General features: G+C 67.6%; 17 protein-coding genes. 13 read left to right on the forward strand and 4 right to left on the reverse strand.

Annotated features, from left to right (window positions below; translation table 11 throughout):
- Positions 1-141: 141 nt before the first annotated feature.
- Complete coding sequence (locus G7Z99_RS03470; RefSeq protein WP_181092075.1) at positions 142-606, forward strand: phosphotransferase system, HPr-related protein; 465 nt, start codon at positions 142-144, stop codon at positions 604-606.
- A gap of 2 nt (positions 607-608) precedes the next feature.
- Complete coding sequence (locus G7Z99_RS03475; protein WP_181092077.1) at positions 609-839, forward strand: metallothionein; 231 nt, start codon at positions 609-611, stop codon at positions 837-839.
- Between the two features lie 555 nt (positions 840-1394).
- Here the strand turns inward: G7Z99_RS03475 and G7Z99_RS03480 are convergent.
- Entirely contained in the window at positions 1395-2945 is a 1551-nt protein-coding gene (locus G7Z99_RS03480) for an FAD-dependent oxidoreductase (RefSeq protein WP_181092079.1), read from the reverse strand.
- 151 nt (positions 2946-3096) lie between these two features.
- Here G7Z99_RS03480 and G7Z99_RS03485 point away from each other — a divergent pair, with 151 nt between their 5' ends.
- Positions 3097-3633 carry a cupin domain-containing protein gene (locus G7Z99_RS03485; RefSeq protein WP_181092081.1) on the forward strand — a complete coding sequence of 179 codons (537 nt, stop codon included), beginning with the start codon at positions 3097-3099 and terminating at the stop codon, positions 3631-3633.
- Here G7Z99_RS03485 and G7Z99_RS03490 read toward each other — a convergent pair.
- A complete protein-coding gene (locus tag G7Z99_RS03490; protein ID WP_181092083.1) occupies positions 3630-5636 on the reverse strand; it encodes a peptidase U32 family protein in 2007 nt (668 codons plus the stop codon). The genes G7Z99_RS03485 and G7Z99_RS03490 overlap by 4 nt on opposite strands.
- 180 nt (positions 5637-5816) lie before the next feature.
- Here G7Z99_RS03490 and G7Z99_RS03495 point away from each other — a divergent pair, with 180 nt between their 5' ends.
- Together G7Z99_RS03495 and G7Z99_RS03500 are read left to right on the forward strand one after the other, a co-directional pair.
- Positions 5817-6041 carry a DUF2188 domain-containing protein gene (locus tag G7Z99_RS03495; protein ID WP_181092085.1) on the forward strand — a complete coding sequence of 75 codons (225 nt, stop codon included), beginning with the start codon at positions 5817-5819 and terminating at the stop codon, positions 6039-6041.
- Positions 6042-6049: 8 nt separating this feature from the next.
- Entirely contained in the window at positions 6050-7222 is a 1173-nt protein-coding gene (locus G7Z99_RS03500; RefSeq protein WP_181092087.1) for an XdhC family protein, read from the forward strand.
- Between the two features lie 80 nt (positions 7223-7302).
- On the opposite strand, the gene G7Z99_RS03505 is transcribed toward G7Z99_RS03500, so the two are convergent.
- Positions 7303-7950 (reverse strand): hypothetical protein, encoded by a 648-nt coding sequence (locus G7Z99_RS03505; RefSeq protein ID WP_308812275.1) that lies wholly within the window; start codon positions 7948-7950, stop codon positions 7303-7305.
- Positions 7950-8129, reverse strand: a complete 180-nt coding sequence (locus G7Z99_RS03510; protein WP_181092089.1) for a hypothetical protein — start codon at positions 8127-8129, stop codon at positions 7950-7952. The genes G7Z99_RS03505 and G7Z99_RS03510 overlap by 1 nt, the downstream gene beginning before the upstream one ends.
- Positions 8130-8398: 269 nt before the next feature.
- Between G7Z99_RS03510 and mdcA the strand changes: the two genes are divergently transcribed.
- Genes mdcA through madL form a run of 8 tightly spaced genes read left to right on the forward strand, consistent with a single transcriptional unit; the run spans position 8399 to position 14904 of the window.
- Positions 8399-10060, forward strand: coding sequence for a malonate decarboxylase subunit alpha (gene mdcA / locus G7Z99_RS03515; RefSeq protein WP_181092091.1), 1662 nt, complete (start codon positions 8399-8401; stop codon positions 10058-10060).
- Positions 10060-10914 carry a triphosphoribosyl-dephospho-CoA synthase gene (locus tag G7Z99_RS03520; protein WP_181092093.1) on the forward strand — a complete coding sequence of 285 codons (855 nt, stop codon included), beginning with the start codon at positions 10060-10062 and terminating at the stop codon, positions 10912-10914. The genes mdcA and G7Z99_RS03520 overlap by 1 nt, the downstream gene beginning before the upstream one ends.
- A gap of 1 nt (position 10915) precedes the next feature.
- Positions 10916-11212, forward strand: a complete 297-nt coding sequence (locus G7Z99_RS03525; RefSeq protein WP_181092095.1) for a malonate decarboxylase subunit delta — start codon at positions 10916-10918, stop codon at positions 11210-11212.
- A complete protein-coding gene (locus tag G7Z99_RS03530; protein ID WP_181092097.1) occupies positions 11209-12063 on the forward strand; it encodes a biotin-independent malonate decarboxylase subunit beta in 855 nt (284 codons plus the stop codon). Before G7Z99_RS03525 ends, G7Z99_RS03530 begins: the two co-directional genes overlap by 4 nt.
- Positions 12060-12842 carry a biotin-independent malonate decarboxylase subunit gamma gene (gene mdcE / locus G7Z99_RS03535; protein WP_181092099.1) on the forward strand — a complete coding sequence of 261 codons (783 nt, stop codon included), beginning with the start codon at positions 12060-12062 and terminating at the stop codon, positions 12840-12842. The genes G7Z99_RS03530 and mdcE overlap by 4 nt, the downstream gene beginning before the upstream one ends.
- A 27-nt stretch (positions 12843-12869) precedes the next feature.
- On the forward strand, positions 12870-13493 hold the full coding sequence (locus G7Z99_RS03540; RefSeq protein WP_181092101.1) for a malonate decarboxylase holo-ACP synthase: 624 nt from the start codon (positions 12870-12872) through the stop codon (positions 13491-13493).
- Positions 13490-14416, forward strand: coding sequence for a malonate decarboxylase subunit epsilon (mdcH, locus tag G7Z99_RS03545; RefSeq protein WP_181092104.1), 927 nt, complete (start codon positions 13490-13492; stop codon positions 14414-14416). Before G7Z99_RS03540 ends, mdcH begins: the two co-directional genes overlap by 4 nt.
- Before the next feature lie 59 nt (positions 14417-14475).
- Positions 14476-14904, forward strand: a complete 429-nt coding sequence (gene madL / locus G7Z99_RS03550; RefSeq protein WP_181092106.1) for a malonate transporter subunit MadL — start codon at positions 14476-14478, stop codon at positions 14902-14904.
- Position 14905 lies beyond the last annotated feature (1 nt).

Below are 14905 nucleotides of genomic sequence, written 5' to 3' on the forward strand. Positions count from 1 at the left end.
GTTTGCCTGTCCTCTTGGTGGGAGGCCGGCGCGTGCACCAGAGTTCCCGCTATCGGCTGGCGAGGGCAGCCGACAAAAAGTCTGAATCATTGGCCAGGGCAGGGGGTCGATTGTCATGAACCCACTTGATGGAGCGCCGACATGGCCAAGGCAGACGATTCCACGACCTGGACGCCGAGTGAGATTGACACCATCGAGGACCGGATGGGCAGCGTGCACGAACTCGACTTCAATGATCCCGACGAACATCAAGGCCGTGCAGGCGACCTGCGCGACCCTCGCGAAGTGGCCCATGAGTTTCCGGCCGAGCGCGTGGCCGAAAGCGGCATGACCGGCGGCGAAGCCCTGAGCGACACGGTTCAGGAAGATGGCGTGACCCTGGACGACATGAGCCCCAGCACATTGCTCGACGAGACCGGCGCGCGTGATCCGCACGAGCTGGGTTCCGGGCAGCCGGCCGACCAGTCATTGACCCATGTGGATGCCGACGAGATCGGCGGCGGCTTCGGCCTGGACGAGGCCGAACTGGCGCGCTCCAACCCTTTGGATGGCCAGCCGTGGACCGATGACGTTGTAGACACCGACGACGACACTGAGAGGAACTGATCATGAGCGAACAACGCTGTGCCTGCGCGCACTGCTCGTGCACCGTGGACACCACGACCGTGACCCAGGGCGACAAGGCCTACTGCTGCGAAGCGTGCGCCAATGGGCACAAGGACAACCAGCATTGCCGCATGAACGACTGCGATTGCGCGGCGGCCGTGCAGCCCAACGATGAGAAGGTCGACAACGCGCTCGACGAGACCTTCCCCGCGAGCGATCCGATTTCGCCGTGAGTCCTGGGGAAGAGCTGGCCTGGGTCGTAGGGCGCAGGTCGGCTCTGGCCGTATTGTATTTTGTCGGTCAGGGTGATTGAGCAAGGTGAAAGGAGCCCCTTTTTAGGGGTTCAGGCCGTTGTGCATGGGCGGTAGTGGGCGTGTTTTGCCTGTAGCTGCCGTGGCGCTTGCCATCGCGGGCAAGCCCGCTCCCACAGGTTCTTGCCGTCTTTACGGACATTGTGCCCTTGCCATGCGAGCACGCGCTCTTGGTGATTGGCGTGCGGGGAATCTGTATTTTTACACGCCCCATGCGCTAGCTTATTGCTGGGCTTTGTGGGCCCTGCGGGCCCAATCGCGGCGCAGGGGCCGCTCCTACAGGGGACCGCTTCTGCCTGACAGCTATGGTGGGCTGCAGTTGTAGTCTGCTCGGCTCAACACGATCCTCCTGTAGGAGCGGCCCCTGTGCCGCGATTGGGCCCGTAGGGCCCACAAAACCCGCAACCCTGTATGCCAGCCAAGCACCTTATACACGTGTATCCGCGCCTGCGAACAAGCGAGGGACACACGCCCCCGCTAATCCTTCGAACCCAACCCATCCCCCTCCCATGCCTGCACGAACGCCATGGCTTGCACGCGCGACAACGGCTCGAGCATCCGCCTTGCCAGTGCAGCCATCAGGCGCTGATGCTCGCACGCCACCACCGCCTCGACCCGTTCGTCGACGCACAACAGCACCACGGCATTCAACCCTTCCGGGTCTCCCAGGTGTTCGGCGTGGGTCCAGTGCTGCGCATGCCCCAACACTTCCAGGGTCTTGTCATGCTGGTGGGTCCAGAAGAAGGGCACCTCCGTGTAACGTCGATCCTGCCCGAGCATGTTGGCCGCGGCGATCACCCCCTGTTGCTGGGCGACGCGCCAGTGCTCGATGTGCATCCGTTCGCCGTTCAGAGGGAAGCTCACCAGGTCCCCCGCCGCCCACAGTCCGTCGGCCAGGCGCATGCCAGCATCCACCGGCAGGCAGCCGTGCTCATCGCGCAGGGCAGGGAGCAGGGCACTGGCCGGTGCGACCCCGGTGCCCAGCAATGCCATGGAGGTTGCCAGGCGCGTCCCGTCGGCCAGCACGACCGCCTCGAGGCGGTCGCTCCCTTCGAAACGCACTGGTTCGGTCGGCCCATGAAAAACCGTGCCATGCCGCACGTGCAACGCGCGCACGGCGCGGCCCAGGCGTTCGCCGAGCTGGCGTGCCAGTGGCACTTCGTGCCGCGTGACCACGTGTACCTCGGCCCCGTACCGGCGCAGGGCCGAGGCAGCTTCCAGGCCGATGAAGCTGTCGCCGATCACCACCACAGGCTGGCCCGGCTCGACCTGATCGAGCACCCGCTCGGCGTCCTCGCGCGACCGCAGCAGCAGGACGCCAGGCAGGTTCGCGCCAGGCAACGAGGGACGAATCGGCACACCGCCGGTGACCAGCAGGGCCTCGTCATAGTCGAGGGTCCGGCCCTCGGCCAGCAGGAGTTGCCGGGCCTTGACGTCGATCGCCTTGACCTTGCTCCGCACGCGCTCCACATCGGCCTCGCGGTAGAAGGCCCGCTCCAGCAAGGGGGGGACCTCGTCCGGGTTCATCTCCCCGGCGATGACGAACTTGCTCAGGGCCGTGCGATCGTAGGCCGGCGCAGCCTCGGGATCGATCCACACCAGCCGCCCGGCGAAACCCTCTGCACGCAGCGTGGCGACCGCCGCCGCCCCGGCCGCGCCCGCACCGATCACCGCGAAACAACGACCCTTGGCCCGGGCCGGCAAGGGCGACGCAGGCACCGGGCGGTCATCGACCCACACCATCCCGTCCTTCACCTGCACAGGGTAGCGTTTCAACGCACGCAGGGCAGGCGGTTGCTCCATGGCGCCACTGCCCAGGTCGAACACGGCCTTGTGCCAGGGGCACACCAGCACGCCCTCGCACAGCGCTCCTTCCTCGAGAGGCGCGCCCGCATGGGGGCAATTGGCTTCGAAGGCCTTGATCGCGTCGCCCCGGCGCACCAGCACGCATTCCTCGTCACCCACCTGAACGCGGGTCAAGGCAGGGTTGGACAGGGTGTCGAGCAGAGTCACGGCATGCAGGGTCATGGGTTAGCCTCCAAGGCAGGTCGACGACAGGGCCATGCCGATGTCGACCGTGACGAGCGCGGCAGCGGTGCACTGGCCTGACGACTGGCACGGAACGCCTGGCGCAGACACGTGCCCACGCTTGAGTGCCTTTCGATCTGGAGACGACCCCATGCCCCGTTCGCTGCTACCCGATACCGTGCTGCCCGCACCTCGCCACTGGCGCTTTGACGACGAAGGCGCGATCCCGAACAGCCCCTTGCCGGTACTCGCCTACACGGTGCCCTGGCCGGCGGGCACCGATGCAGGGGAGGCCTTCGAAGCCCTATTCGCCGCGCACGGCTGGACGCCGCTCTGGCGTGCCGGCATCTTCTCGTACCAGCACTTTCACCCCGATGCCCACGAGGCCCTGGGCGTGCTGCGTGGGTCGGCGACGGTGCTGATAGGCGGTGAACGAGGGGTGACGATGACGCTGACCACGGGCGACGTCCTGATCCTGCCGGCCGGCACCGGGCACCGTTGCCTGGACAGCCACGAGGGGTTCGCGGTAGTGGGCGCCTACCCCCAGGGGCAGGAAACGTTCAGCACCCTGAAGGCGGGCGAGGGCGATGCATCGCGCCTTCGGGCGTGCATCGCCCAGGTGCCGCTGCCGGTCGCCGACCCCGTCACCGGGGTGACGGGGCCTTTGATGACGGCCTGGCGGGCTTAGGCGCCCGTGGTCGGGCGGCGGATGGTCTTGAGCAGATCGTCCGGGCTGATGTGCCCCACTACCTGGGCCACTGCACTGCCAGGCGTCGGCAGGTCGATGATGTGCGACTTCATCTTGCCGATGATGTGCATCTCGCACGGCTTGCAGTCGAACTTCAGCGTCAGCACTTCATCGCCCTGGATCAGCTGCATCGGCGCGACCTTGGTGCGCACGCCGGTGACGCCCTTGGCCTGCTTGGGGCACAGGTTGAAGGAGAAGCGCAGGCAGTGCTTGGTGATCATCACCGGCACCTCGCCGTGCTCTTCGTGCGCCTCGTAGGCGGCGTCGATCAGTTTCACGCCATGGCGGTGGTAGAAATCGCGGGCCTTCTGGTTGTAGACGTTGGCCAGGAACGACAGGTGCGACTCGGGGTAGACCGGCGGTGGCGTGGTTTCGGCCTTGCGCCCGCCGCGCGGATGAGCGGCCATGCGGGCCGCGGTCAGGGCCTCGATGGCTTCGCGGCGCAGGGCCTTGAGCTGCGAGTTGGGGACGAAGTAGGCCTGCGGCGCCTGCAGCTCGATGGCCGTGGCGTGGTACTGGGTGGTGCCCAGTTGGCCGAGCAGGTCACGCAGCTGGTCGAGCGCCTGCTCCGGTTTGTTGGCCGCGCCGAACGGCCCGTCCAGGGCGACGCTCGCACGGATGCCTTCCTCGCTGGTGGCGGTCAGTGCCAGGCGCTGCTCGTCCAGGCACGCCTGCCACGCCAGGCCCACGCGGCGCTCGGCCGAGGTGCGTTGCAGGGCCTGCTGCCAGTTGTGGTCGAGGTTGCGGTTCAGCGGGTGGTGCGGGCGCAGGCGCTGCAGGCCGGCGGGCATCTCGTTGGGCTCGACGCGGTAGCGGTAGCGCGTCTGACCGTCCTCCTCGAACTGGCCACGGGCTTCGCAGACGTTGGCGCGGAACCCCACCACTTCACGCTTGACCAGCACGTTCAAGCCATCGCCGTTGGACAGCGGGACGTCGGTGACCACCTGCAGGTCGCGCTTGCCGACTGCCTCGACGGTGCCGACCGGCAGGCCGGTGAAGGTCGGCGAGTCGAACGCGCCGATGTCGATCTTGCGCTCGCTGACGAAGTAGTCGGTGCTGCCGCGGTGGAAGGTCTTGTCCGGGTCGGGCACGAAGAAATGCTCGGTACGGCCGCTGGAGGCACGGGCCAGGTCCGGGCGGTCTTCGAGGACCTGGTCGAGCAGTTGGCGGTAGTGGGCGGTGATGTTCTTCACGTAGCCCATGTCCTTGTAGCGCCCCTCGATCTTGAACGAGCGCACGCCGGCCTCGACCAGCGCACGCAGGTTGGCGCTCTGGTTGTTGTCCTTCATCGACAGCAGGTGCTTCTCGAAGGCCACCACGCGGCCTTGGTCGTCCTTGAGGGTGTAGGGCAGACGGCAGGCCTGGGAGCAGTCGCCACGGTTGGCGCTGCGCCCGGTCTGGGCATGGGAGATGTTGCACTGCCCGGAGAACGCCACGCACAGCGCCCCATGGATGAAGAACTCGATGGCCGCATCGGTCTGATCGGCAATCGTGCGGATCTCCTGCAGGTTCAGCTCGCGGGCCAGTACCAGCTGCGAGAAGCCGGCCTGATCGAGGAAGCGGGCGCGCTCCAGGGTACGGATGTCGGTCTGGGTACTGGCGTGCAGCTCGATCGGCGGAATGTCCAGCTCCATCACCCCCAGGTCCTGGACGATCAGCGCGTCGACCCCGGCATCGTACAGCTGGTGGATCAACCGGCGCGCCGGCTCCAGCTCGTTGTCGTGCAGGATGGTGTTGATGGTGGTGAACACCCGCGCATGGTAGCGATGGGCGAACGCCACCAGCTCAGCGATATCGCTGACCTCGTTGCAGGCGTTGTGACGGGCGCCGAAGCTCGGGCCGCCGATGTAGATGGCATCGGCACCGTGCAGGATCGCTTCGCGGGCGATGGCCACGTCACGGGCAGGGCTGAGCAGTTCCAGGTGGTTCTTCGGAAGGGACATGTCGTTATCAGAATCAGGCTCACGGTCAGGGCCGGCAGTGTACCGGTCAAACGCGGCCGGAGCACGCGCCGGTTGCCAGGCGGCAGGCCGCGCAGGTTCCAGGGGCAGGCGGATTCGACGAAACGACCGTGTGGCCTGCGCGGTCTCAGTCCTGTCACCCACTGATCGAGGAGCCTGCTCATGGACACCTACCACGTCGTCACCCACGGACAAGGCTGGGCACTGCGCCGTTCCGGCTCGGAGGCCGTGCTGGTCCAGGCCGAGACCAAGGCCGGGCTGGTCGGGCGCCTGGCCGAAGTCCTGCAGGGCAAGACGGCCTCGGTGAAGATCCACCGCGCCGACGGCACCATCGAGGAAGAACGCACCTACCCGCGTTCGGCCGACCCGCGTCGTACCGAAGGCTGACGCTTCCCATGCCGATTTCCAGAACCTTGCTGGCCGCTGTGCAGGCCGCGCGTCACACGTCTGAAGACTGCGTCCTGGCCACGGTGGTCAAGGTCGAAGGCTCGGCCTACCGACGCCCTGGTGCGCGCATGCTCATCCCGCGCATCGGGCCGCACCAGGGCACCGTGAGCGGTGGCTGCCTGGAGCGCGAGATCGCGCGCAAGGCCTGGTGGCTGACCGAAAAAGGCGCCCAGGTACAGTGCTACAGCACCGCCGAAGAAGGCGAGGCGGGCGAGGAGGCCCTGGGCTTTGGCCTGGGCTGCAACGGGCGCGTGCACGTGTTGTTCGAGCGCATCGCTGGTCAGGGGCCGTCGAGTCTGGTCGAGACCTTGGCCAGCGTCGACCGCGAAGGCGCTCCGACGGTGGTGGCCACGGTGATCGACCCTGGCCGTTCTGCGCTGGCGGTCGGCGAGCGGCTGACGCTGAGCGCGGTGCACCCGATGCCGCCCTTGTCCGACGCCCGTCTCGAGCGCCCGATCCGCGAGGCCGCCGAGGCGGTGTACCTGGCCAGGCGCTCCCGAGGCGTGGTGCTGGATGAGCGCTTCGGCGCGCCCGAGGTGTTCGTGGAGTACCTGACGGCCATGCCACGGCTGGTGGTGTTCGGCGCCGGTCACGACGCGCAGCCATTGGTGCGCATGGCGCGCCTGCTGGACTGGCACGTGACGGTGATCGACGCACGCAGTCATTTTGCCCGGCGCGAGCGTTTTCCCGAGGCGGATGAAGTGCTGGTCAGGACGCTGGATATGCAGGCCGACCTGACCCCGCGCCTGCAAGGCGCGCTGGTGGCCGTCATGTCCCACAGCCTGACCCAGGATGCTCATTGGCTGGCCTTGGCCCTGCGCGCCGAGCCGTGCTACGTCGGGCAGCTCGGGCCACGGGATCGGACCGAACGGCTGCTGGCCGATATTCAGGATGGGGCAGAGGCCTTGCCTGGGCTGCCGGTGCTGCATTACCCCATCGGCCTGGACCTGGGCGGCGACGCTCCGGAAAGCGTGGCCATGGCCATTCTGGGCGAGATGCAGGCCCATCTACATGGGCGGGGTGGAGGTTCGCTGAAGCTGCGGCCGATGCGTATTCATCAGGAAGAGGTAAGGGTGCGGTCGGTGCTACTGCCAGCAATAGAGGCACGCGAGGCCATCTGATTCAGGCGCGAAAAGGGGGCAAGGCGGTTTTCAGCAACGGACAAGCAAGCGGATGCCATAAGCGGGGGCTGCTCAATCTGTCACTCCGTTCGATCTGCAGTAGGGCCCTCGGGCAGGGGTAGCTTGTCGTTGCCGCCAATGCTGACGCTTATACCGATGACCTTGGCCAGCCCCGATACAAGGTTTTCTTTGGCACGCTTGGTGAACTCATCTTGTGTAGCGCTGGAGGCCGCGCCAAACAGGACAAGCAGCACCAGAAGGGTGGTGAACACATTGCCAACGACGCCGCCTGCGCCTCCGAACAACAACCCTTTGAAGCCTCGCCAGCCTCTTTCGGCCAAGGTTTCGGGCTGATGCCGGTTGATGAATTCCCACAGCTGGTTCTTGAAGTGTTTTTCGAGCGTGTCCTGCTTTTCCTGGGCTGCTTGAGCCAATACCTCTGCCATAACCTGGGTCGCCTTGTCCCGGTAATCATCAAGGGCTGGCAGCTCAGCGCAGTTCACATGGATACGCAACTCAGCGTCAGTGGGTCGTCTCCCATTCAGTCGCTGAAATTCGCGAAGGTATTTCTGCTTGCTTTGCTTATAAAGACAATAGGCGAGTTGGCCAACTATATCGGTATCATTGGCGACCAAGTGTTGATAGACAACATTGTAGTGAGTCTCTTGTCTGGCCTCAGGCTGACCAAGGGTGTGGGGCAGATCCTGACTTTGCCTTTGGTTACTCACTACGGCAAGACGTTGCGCTTGGCTCTGGCGAAGCGCTCGTTGATGGAGTTCGCATCTTCGGTACGGAACAATTCACGTGCGAAGCTGCCCACCGCTTTTTTCGAGCTGTAGCGGTTCAGGACCTTGGTTGCAAAATCACGCTTGTTGCTCGAACGTAACGCTTTGATGAGATCGATCATTAAGCTCTCCTTCAGTGTGGGTAGTGTACAGCGAGGATGCACAGGCGAAAGGTTGAGTTCGTAACAGCGTTATGCATTACAAACAGGAGGAGGATGAACACAGACGGCGAAAGTGCTCGTCTCTATCCATGATCATGCCGCGACCGGACACCCTACAAAATGCTCGGAACAGTTACTCTGAAGGTAACGATCAGCGCCGCACGTTGATTGATACCCACCTACACCCCCCAGTACCGTCCCTCCACGACAACGCTTCCGTGGAGTCCCCCATGACAACAAGACCTGCCCCTCCACCCCAGTGGTCCCGACGCCGTGCCGAGAAGCAGCGGCGGCTCGATCGCGTCCGGCACCTGGCCGAGGGTGTGGTCATCCCCAGCGAGCGGATCGTCGAGGCGCTGGAAGCCTTGATCGCATCCGGCGACCGGGTGGTGCTCGAGGGCAACAACCAGAAGCAGGCCGACTTTCTCTCGCGGTCGCTGGCCAAGGCCGACCCGGCGCGGCTGCACGACCTGCACATGATCATGCCCAGTGTCAGCCGCGCCGAGCACCTGGACCTGTTCGAGCAGGGCATCGCGCGCACGCTCGACTTCTCCTTCGCCGGGCCGCAGAGCCTGCGCATCGGCCAGTTGCTCGAAGACGGGTTGCTGGAGGTCGGCGCCATCCACACCTACATCGAGCTGTATTCACGGCTGCTGGTCGACCTGATCCCCAACGTGGCGCTGGTGGCCGGCTTCATGGCCGACCGCCACGGCAACATCTACACCGGGCCCAGCACCGAGGACACGCCCGCACTGGTCGAGCCTGCCGCGTTCAGCGATGGCATCGTGATCGTCCAGGTCAACCAGCTGGTCGACGAGGTCGACGACCTGCCACGGGTGGACATCCCGGCGTCCTGGGTCGACTTCGTGGTGGTGGCCGACCGGCCGTTCTACATCGAGCCGCTGTTCACCCGTGACCCCCGGCACATCAAGCCGGTCCACGTGCTCATGGCGATGATGGCGATCCGCGGGATCTACGAGCGGCACAACGTGCAGTCGCTCAACCACGGCATCGGCTTCAATACTGCGGCGATCGAGCTGATCCTGCCGACCTACGGCCAGTCGCTCGGCCTGAAGGGCAAGATCTGCCGCAACTGGACGCTCAACCCGCACCCGACCTTGATTCCGGCCATCGAGACCGGCTGGGTGCAGAGCGTGCACTGCTTCGGCACCGAGCTGGGGATGGAGGACTACATTGCCCAGCGCCCGGACGTGTTCTTCACCGGCCGCGATGGCTCGATGCGCTCGAACCGCATGATGTGCCAGCTGGCCGGTCAGTACGCGGTCGACCTGTTCATCGGGGCGACCTTGCAGGTCGACGGCGATGGGCATTCCTCCACCGTCACCCGCGGCCGCCTGGCCGGGTTCGGCGGCGCCCCGAACATGGGCCATGACCCGCGTGGCCGCCGCCATGCCACACCGGCCTGGCTGGACATGACCGAGCCGGTGACCCTGCTCGAACGCGGCCGCAAGCTGGTGGTGCAGATGGTCGAGACCTTCCAGGAGGGCGGCAAGCCCACCTTCGTCGAGACCCTGGACGCGGTCGAGGTGGCGCGCAAGACCGGCATGCCGCTGGCGCCGGTGATGATCTACGGGGATGACGTCACCCACCTGCTGACCGAAGAAGGCATCGCCTACCTGTACAAGGCCCGGACGCTCGAAGAGCGCCAGGCGATGATCGCCGCCGTCGCCGGGGTCACCGCCATCGGCCTGCGCCACGACCCGCGCGACACCGAGCGTCTGCGCCGCGAAGGGCTGATCGCGCTGCCCGAGGACCTGGGCATCCACCGCACCCAGGCGACCCGCGAGCTGCTGGCGGCCAAGAGCATCGCCGAGCTGGTGGAGTGGTCCGGTGGCCTGTACGCCCCCCCTGCACGTTTCAGGAGCTGGTGATGAACCTGTCCAGACGATCCGAACACGCGCCTTCGCTGGCGCATACCTTGGCTGACCTGGCCGTGGAGGCGCTGATCGACGAAGCCGACCTGTCGCCCAAGCCCGCCCTGGTCGACCGGCGTGGCCAGGGTGCCCACCGTGACCTGCACCTGGGGCTGATGCACGCTTCGGCGCTGTCCCTGTGGCCCTGCTTTCACGCCATGGCCGAGGCCGCGGTCGATGCCGGGGAAGTCGGTGTGCCCCTGCGCGAAGCCCTGGGCCGCCTGGGCCGCGAAGGTGAAGCGGCGATGCTGACCACCACCGGTGGCATCAACACTCACCGCGGCGCGATCTGGGCGCTGGGCCTGCTGCTGGCCGCTCGCGCGTTGGGCCCGGCGTCAGGAGGGGCGGCTGCTCTGGCCGCCCGCGCAGGTCGCCTCGCGCTGCTCGAGGATCGCTTCGCCCCCCGCAGCGTCCCTAGCCATGGCCAACAGGTGCGCCAACGCTACGGCGCGGGCGGCGCCCGCCAGGAAGCGGCGCTGGGGTTTCCGACGGTCATCCGGCACGGCCTGCCACAGCTGCATCGCGGCCGTGCCCAAGGTGCAAGCGAGCAGCATGTCCGGCTGGACGCTCTGCTGGCGATCATGGCCTGCCTGGAGGACACCTGCGTGCTCTGGCGGGCAGGCCCGGTGGGTGTGCAGGCCATGCAGCAGGGGGCCTGTGCCGTGCTCGACGCCGGCGGCAGCGCCAGCCTGGCCGGGCGCCGTGCCCTGCGTGCCCTGGACCGCCGCCTGCTCGCCCTCAACGCCTCACCCGGTGGCGCAGCCGACCTGCTGGCCGCCTGCCTGTTCCTCGATCGGCTCGGGAGCCTCTGACATGGAAACCCTTTCGTTCACTTACCCCGCCGGGCAACCGGCCAAGGGCCGCGCGCTGGTGGGCTGCGTCGGTTCCGGCGACCTGGAAGTCCTGCTCGAGCCCGCCACGAGCGGCATGCTGACGATCCAGGTGCTGACCTCGGTCAACGGCAGTGCGGCACGCTGGCGCCACGTGTTCGAGCGCTTGTTCACCGCCCGGGACTGGCCGGCCGCGCACCTGGACATCCATGATTTCGGTGCCACCCCTGGGGTCGTGCGCCTGCGCCTGGAACAGGCCTTCGAAGAGGTGGCGCCATGACCGATACCGACCGTTTGCTGCGCAGCAGCAGCTTCGTCGAGCTCAGCGCCCGGCAGCGCGCCCAGGCGTTGCTCGATGAGGGGTCCTTTCGCGAGTTGCTCGGCCCGTTCGACCGGATGATGTCGCCTTGGCTGCAGCAGCAGGGCATCGTGCCCCAGGCCGATGACGGCGTGGTCGTGGCCAAGGGCACGCTGAATGGCCGACCGCTGCTGGTCGCCGCCATCGAAGGGGCATTCCAGGGCGGCAGCATGGGCGAGGTCGGCGGTGCGAAGATCGCCGGCGCGCTGGAGCTGGCCGTCGAGGACAACCAGAAGGGGATCCCCACGGCGGCGGTGCTGCTGCTGGAGACCGGTGGCGTGCGCCTGCAGGAAGCCAACTTGGGCCTGGCCGCGATCGCCGAGATCCAGGCGGCGATCGTTGCACTGCGCCAGTACCAGCCGGTGATCGGCCTGATCGCCGGGGCCGTCGGGTGTTTCGGCGGCATGTCGATCGCCGCCGGCCTGTGCAGTCGGCTGATCGTCACCCGCGAAGCCCGTCTGGGCCTCAATGGCCCTCAGGTGATCGAGCAGGAGGCCGGGCTCGACGAATACGATTCGCGCGACCGACCCTTCATCTGGAGCCTGACCGGCGGTGCGCAACGCCATGCCAGCGGCCTGGCCGATGCCTTCGTCGCCGACGAGGTGGGCCAGGTGCGCGAGGCGCTGGTGACGCAATGGGCCGCTGGCGAACCCGCGCTGCCGCGCACCCGTCAGGCAGCGCGTTTTCTGGCCCGTCTGGCTCGCCTGGGCGACGACTGTGAACAACTGGACGCGGCCGCTGCCCGCGCCGTGCTCAAGGAGGATGTGCAATGAGTCGCGGACTGAACTGGCTGCAAGCCTTGACCCACGGTACCGCGTTGCCGGGTTATCCAGCCTCGGTGCGGGTGGTCGATGGCGAGGTGGGCAACCGCCCGGCACGCTTCCTGGCCGTGGTGCCGGACGCCCGCAACCCGTTCCCGCGTGCGCGGCAGGGGGAGGTCGGGCTGCTGGAGGGCTGGGGCCTGGCCAAGGCGGTCGATGACGCCATCGAGGCCGATCGCGGCGGCGTGCCACGGGTCCTGGTGTCGGTGGTCGACGTGCCCAGCCAGGCGTATGGCCGACGCGAGGAGGCCCTGGGCATTCACCAGGCGCTGGCCGCCGCCGTGGACGCCTACGCCCGGGCCCGGCTGGCCGGCCACCCGTCGATCGGGCTGCTGGTGGGCAAGGCCATGTCCGGTGCGTTCCTGGCCCATGGTTACCAGGCGCAGCGGTTGATCGCGCTGGACGACAGCGGGGTGATGGTCCACGCCATGGGCAAGGCCGCGGCGGCGCGCATCACCCTGCGCAGTGTCGAGGAGCTCGAGGCCTTGGCCGCCCAGGTCGCGCCCATGGCCTACGACCTGGACAGTTACGCGTCACTGGGCCTGTTGTGGGCGCGTGTGGCCGTGCAGGCCGCCGAGCGACCTGGCCCGGCCGATGTCGAGGCCGTGTGCGACGTGCTGGCCCGCGCCGTGCAGGACATCGGCACGTGCACCGGCCTGGCGTCACGCCTGGGCGCATCGAACCGGGCCTTGTCGTCCGAGGTGCGGCAGCGCCTGCGGGACCAGTGGTGAATCCTTCGCGCCCCTCAGGAGGTGGACATGGGTACGACATACCGGGCACACGATCTGCTGTGGGGCATGGCGCCGACGGACCTGCCGGCCCAGGCACCTGAGTGGGCGCGCCAGGCGCTCCAGGCCGGGCAACCCGTGGTGGTGCGCCGTGCCGTCGGTGCCCCGGGCCAGGTGGCCGTGGGCGTCCGTGGCGGGCAGCGTCACCAGCGCCTGGGGGCCTGGCTGCCCGCCAGGGCGATCAGCCGACGCTGCAGCCCTGAACAGTTGCGTCTCGACGCAGGCGCCCCCCTGAGCCGGCCGGCGCTCGCGGCCCTGGCCCGTGTGACGCCGCTGCTCGATACCCACGGCCTGGCCTGGGGGCCGACCGGCAGCGTGGGCTACCAGCTGGCGAGCGGGGTGGAGGTGCTGCAGACCGGCAGCGACCTGGACCTGGTGATCCGCGCCGCGCAGCCGATGCCGCGTGAACAGGCCCGTGCGTTGTATGCGCTGCTGAACACCGGCGACTGCCGCATCGACGCGCAACTGGAAACCCCCTGGGGCGCGGTGGCCCTGGCCGAATGGGCCGGCCCGGCACGACGCGTGCTGCTCAAGCGTGCCCACGGCGCCGGCCTGGTGGACGACCCGTGGCAACCGCAGGAGGACGCTGCGTGAGCGTGCTGTTCGCCTTCCCGGGCCAAGGCGCGCAGCGCCCAGGGATGCTGCGTCACTGGCAGGACGAGCCTGAAACCCGCGCCTGCCTGGAAGAGGCCAGCGATGCATTGGGCGAGCCGGTCGAGCAGCTGGACAGCCGTGAAGCGCTGACCGATACCCGCGCCGTGCAACTGTGCCTGCTGGTCAGCGGGGTCGCCGCTGCACGTCGCCTGATGCGCGACGCGCCGCCACCGGCATACGTGAGCGGCCTGTCGATCGGCGCCTACCCGGCGGCAGTGATTGCCGGTGCGCTGTCCTTCGCCGATGCCGTGCGCCTGGTGGCGCAGCGCGGCCGGTTGATGCAGCAGGCCTACTCCCACGGCTATGGCATGACGGCCGTGGTCGGGTTGTCGCGTTCGACGGTCGAGGACCTGATTCGGCAGGCCACCGCGCCGGTGTACCTGGCCAACCTCAACGCCGACGACCAGTTCGTCGTCGCCGGCAGCGATGCCGCGCTGGCGGCGGTCGCCGAGCGCGCTCTGAGCCTGGGCGCCCGCAGTGCCAGGCGCCTGGCCATGAGCGTGCCGTCGCACTGCCCGTTGCTCGACGCACCCGCCGCCGAGCTGGCCGTCGCCTTCGACGACGTCGCGCTGCGGCGGCCGACCTTGGGCTACCTGAGCGGGACCACGGCCCGGATCATTCACCAGGCCGACGCGCTGCGCGACGACCTGGCCTTCAACATGTGCCGCCCGGTGGACTGGCACGCCACCTTGCGTGTGGCTTACGAGCGCGGTGTGCGCCTGCTGGTCGAGCTGCCACCGGGCGCGGTGCTCAGCGGCCTGGCCCGGCCCGTGTTCAAGGAGGGCGTGGTGGTCGCCTGTCAAGGCGCCCGGCTCGACACGTTGGAGGCGCTGATGCGTCGGGAGGTGAGCGCCGAGCAGTGAGGCCGTGGGTTTTCGAACAACAACAACAAGCACATCGATCCATCACGAGGATAACCACAATGATCATCTACGGAGTGGCCCTGCTGGCCATCTGCACGCTTGCCGGTGTCGTCATCGGTGATTTGCTGGGCGCCTTGCTCGGCGTTCGGTCCAACGTCGGCGGAGTCGGCATCGCCATGATCCTGCTGATCTGCGCGCGGTTGTACATGCACCGTCACGGGGGGCTGAGCAAGGAGTGCGAGTTCGGCGTCGGCTTCTGGGGCGCCTTGTACATCCCGATCGTGGTGGCCATGGCCGCGCAGCAGAACGTGGTCACCGCGCTGCACGGCGGGCCGGTCGCCCTGCTGGCGGCCGTGGGCGCGGTGCTGGTGTGCGGCGCGACCATCGCGCTGATCAGCCGTACCCACCGTGGCGAGCCGCTGGAGCCCTTGCCGGAGACCGTGCCGGCCAAGCCGGTCGCGCTGGCCGTACCGGCAGGAGGCCGCTGAG

Source organism: Pseudomonas entomophila (assembly GCF_013523165.1).
GTDB lineage: Bacteria > Pseudomonadota > Gammaproteobacteria > Pseudomonadales > Pseudomonadaceae > Aquipseudomonas > Aquipseudomonas entomophila_A.

What these genes read in the sequence shown, in the direction of transcription:
- G7Z99_RS03470 (WP_181092075.1), top strand. Translation starts at nt 142, where the DNA reads ATGGCCAAGGCAGACGATTCCACGACCTGGACGCCGAGTGAGATTGAC.
- G7Z99_RS03475 (WP_181092077.1), top strand. Translation starts at nt 609, where the DNA reads ATGAGCGAACAACGCTGTGCCTGCGCGCACTGCTCGTGCACCGTGGAC.
- G7Z99_RS03480 (WP_181092079.1), bottom strand. Translation starts at nt 2,945, where the DNA reads ATGACCCTGCATGCCGTGACTCTGCTCGACACCCTGTCCAACCCTGCC.
- G7Z99_RS03485 (WP_181092081.1), top strand. Translation starts at nt 3,097, where the DNA reads ATGCCCCGTTCGCTGCTACCCGATACCGTGCTGCCCGCACCTCGCCAC.
- G7Z99_RS03490 (WP_181092083.1), bottom strand. Translation starts at nt 5,636, where the DNA reads ATGTCCCTTCCGAAGAACCACCTGGAACTGCTCAGCCCTGCCCGTGAC.
- G7Z99_RS03495 (WP_181092085.1), top strand. Translation starts at nt 5,817, where the DNA reads ATGGACACCTACCACGTCGTCACCCACGGACAAGGCTGGGCACTGCGC.
- G7Z99_RS03500 (WP_181092087.1), top strand. Translation starts at nt 6,050, where the DNA reads ATGCCGATTTCCAGAACCTTGCTGGCCGCTGTGCAGGCCGCGCGTCAC.
- G7Z99_RS03510 (WP_181092089.1), bottom strand. Translation starts at nt 8,129, where the DNA reads ATGATCGATCTCATCAAAGCGTTACGTTCGAGCAACAAGCGTGATTTT.
- mdcA (WP_181092091.1), top strand. Translation starts at nt 8,399, where the DNA reads ATGACAACAAGACCTGCCCCTCCACCCCAGTGGTCCCGACGCCGTGCC.
- G7Z99_RS03520 (WP_181092093.1), top strand. Translation starts at nt 10,060, where the DNA reads ATGAACCTGTCCAGACGATCCGAACACGCGCCTTCGCTGGCGCATACC.
- G7Z99_RS03525 (WP_181092095.1), top strand. Translation starts at nt 10,916, where the DNA reads ATGGAAACCCTTTCGTTCACTTACCCCGCCGGGCAACCGGCCAAGGGC.
- G7Z99_RS03530 (WP_181092097.1), top strand. Translation starts at nt 11,209, where the DNA reads ATGACCGATACCGACCGTTTGCTGCGCAGCAGCAGCTTCGTCGAGCTC.
- mdcE (WP_181092099.1), top strand. Translation starts at nt 12,060, where the DNA reads ATGAGTCGCGGACTGAACTGGCTGCAAGCCTTGACCCACGGTACCGCG.
- G7Z99_RS03540 (WP_181092101.1), top strand. Translation starts at nt 12,870, where the DNA reads ATGGGTACGACATACCGGGCACACGATCTGCTGTGGGGCATGGCGCCG.
- madL (WP_181092106.1), top strand. Translation starts at nt 14,476, where the DNA reads ATGATCATCTACGGAGTGGCCCTGCTGGCCATCTGCACGCTTGCCGGT.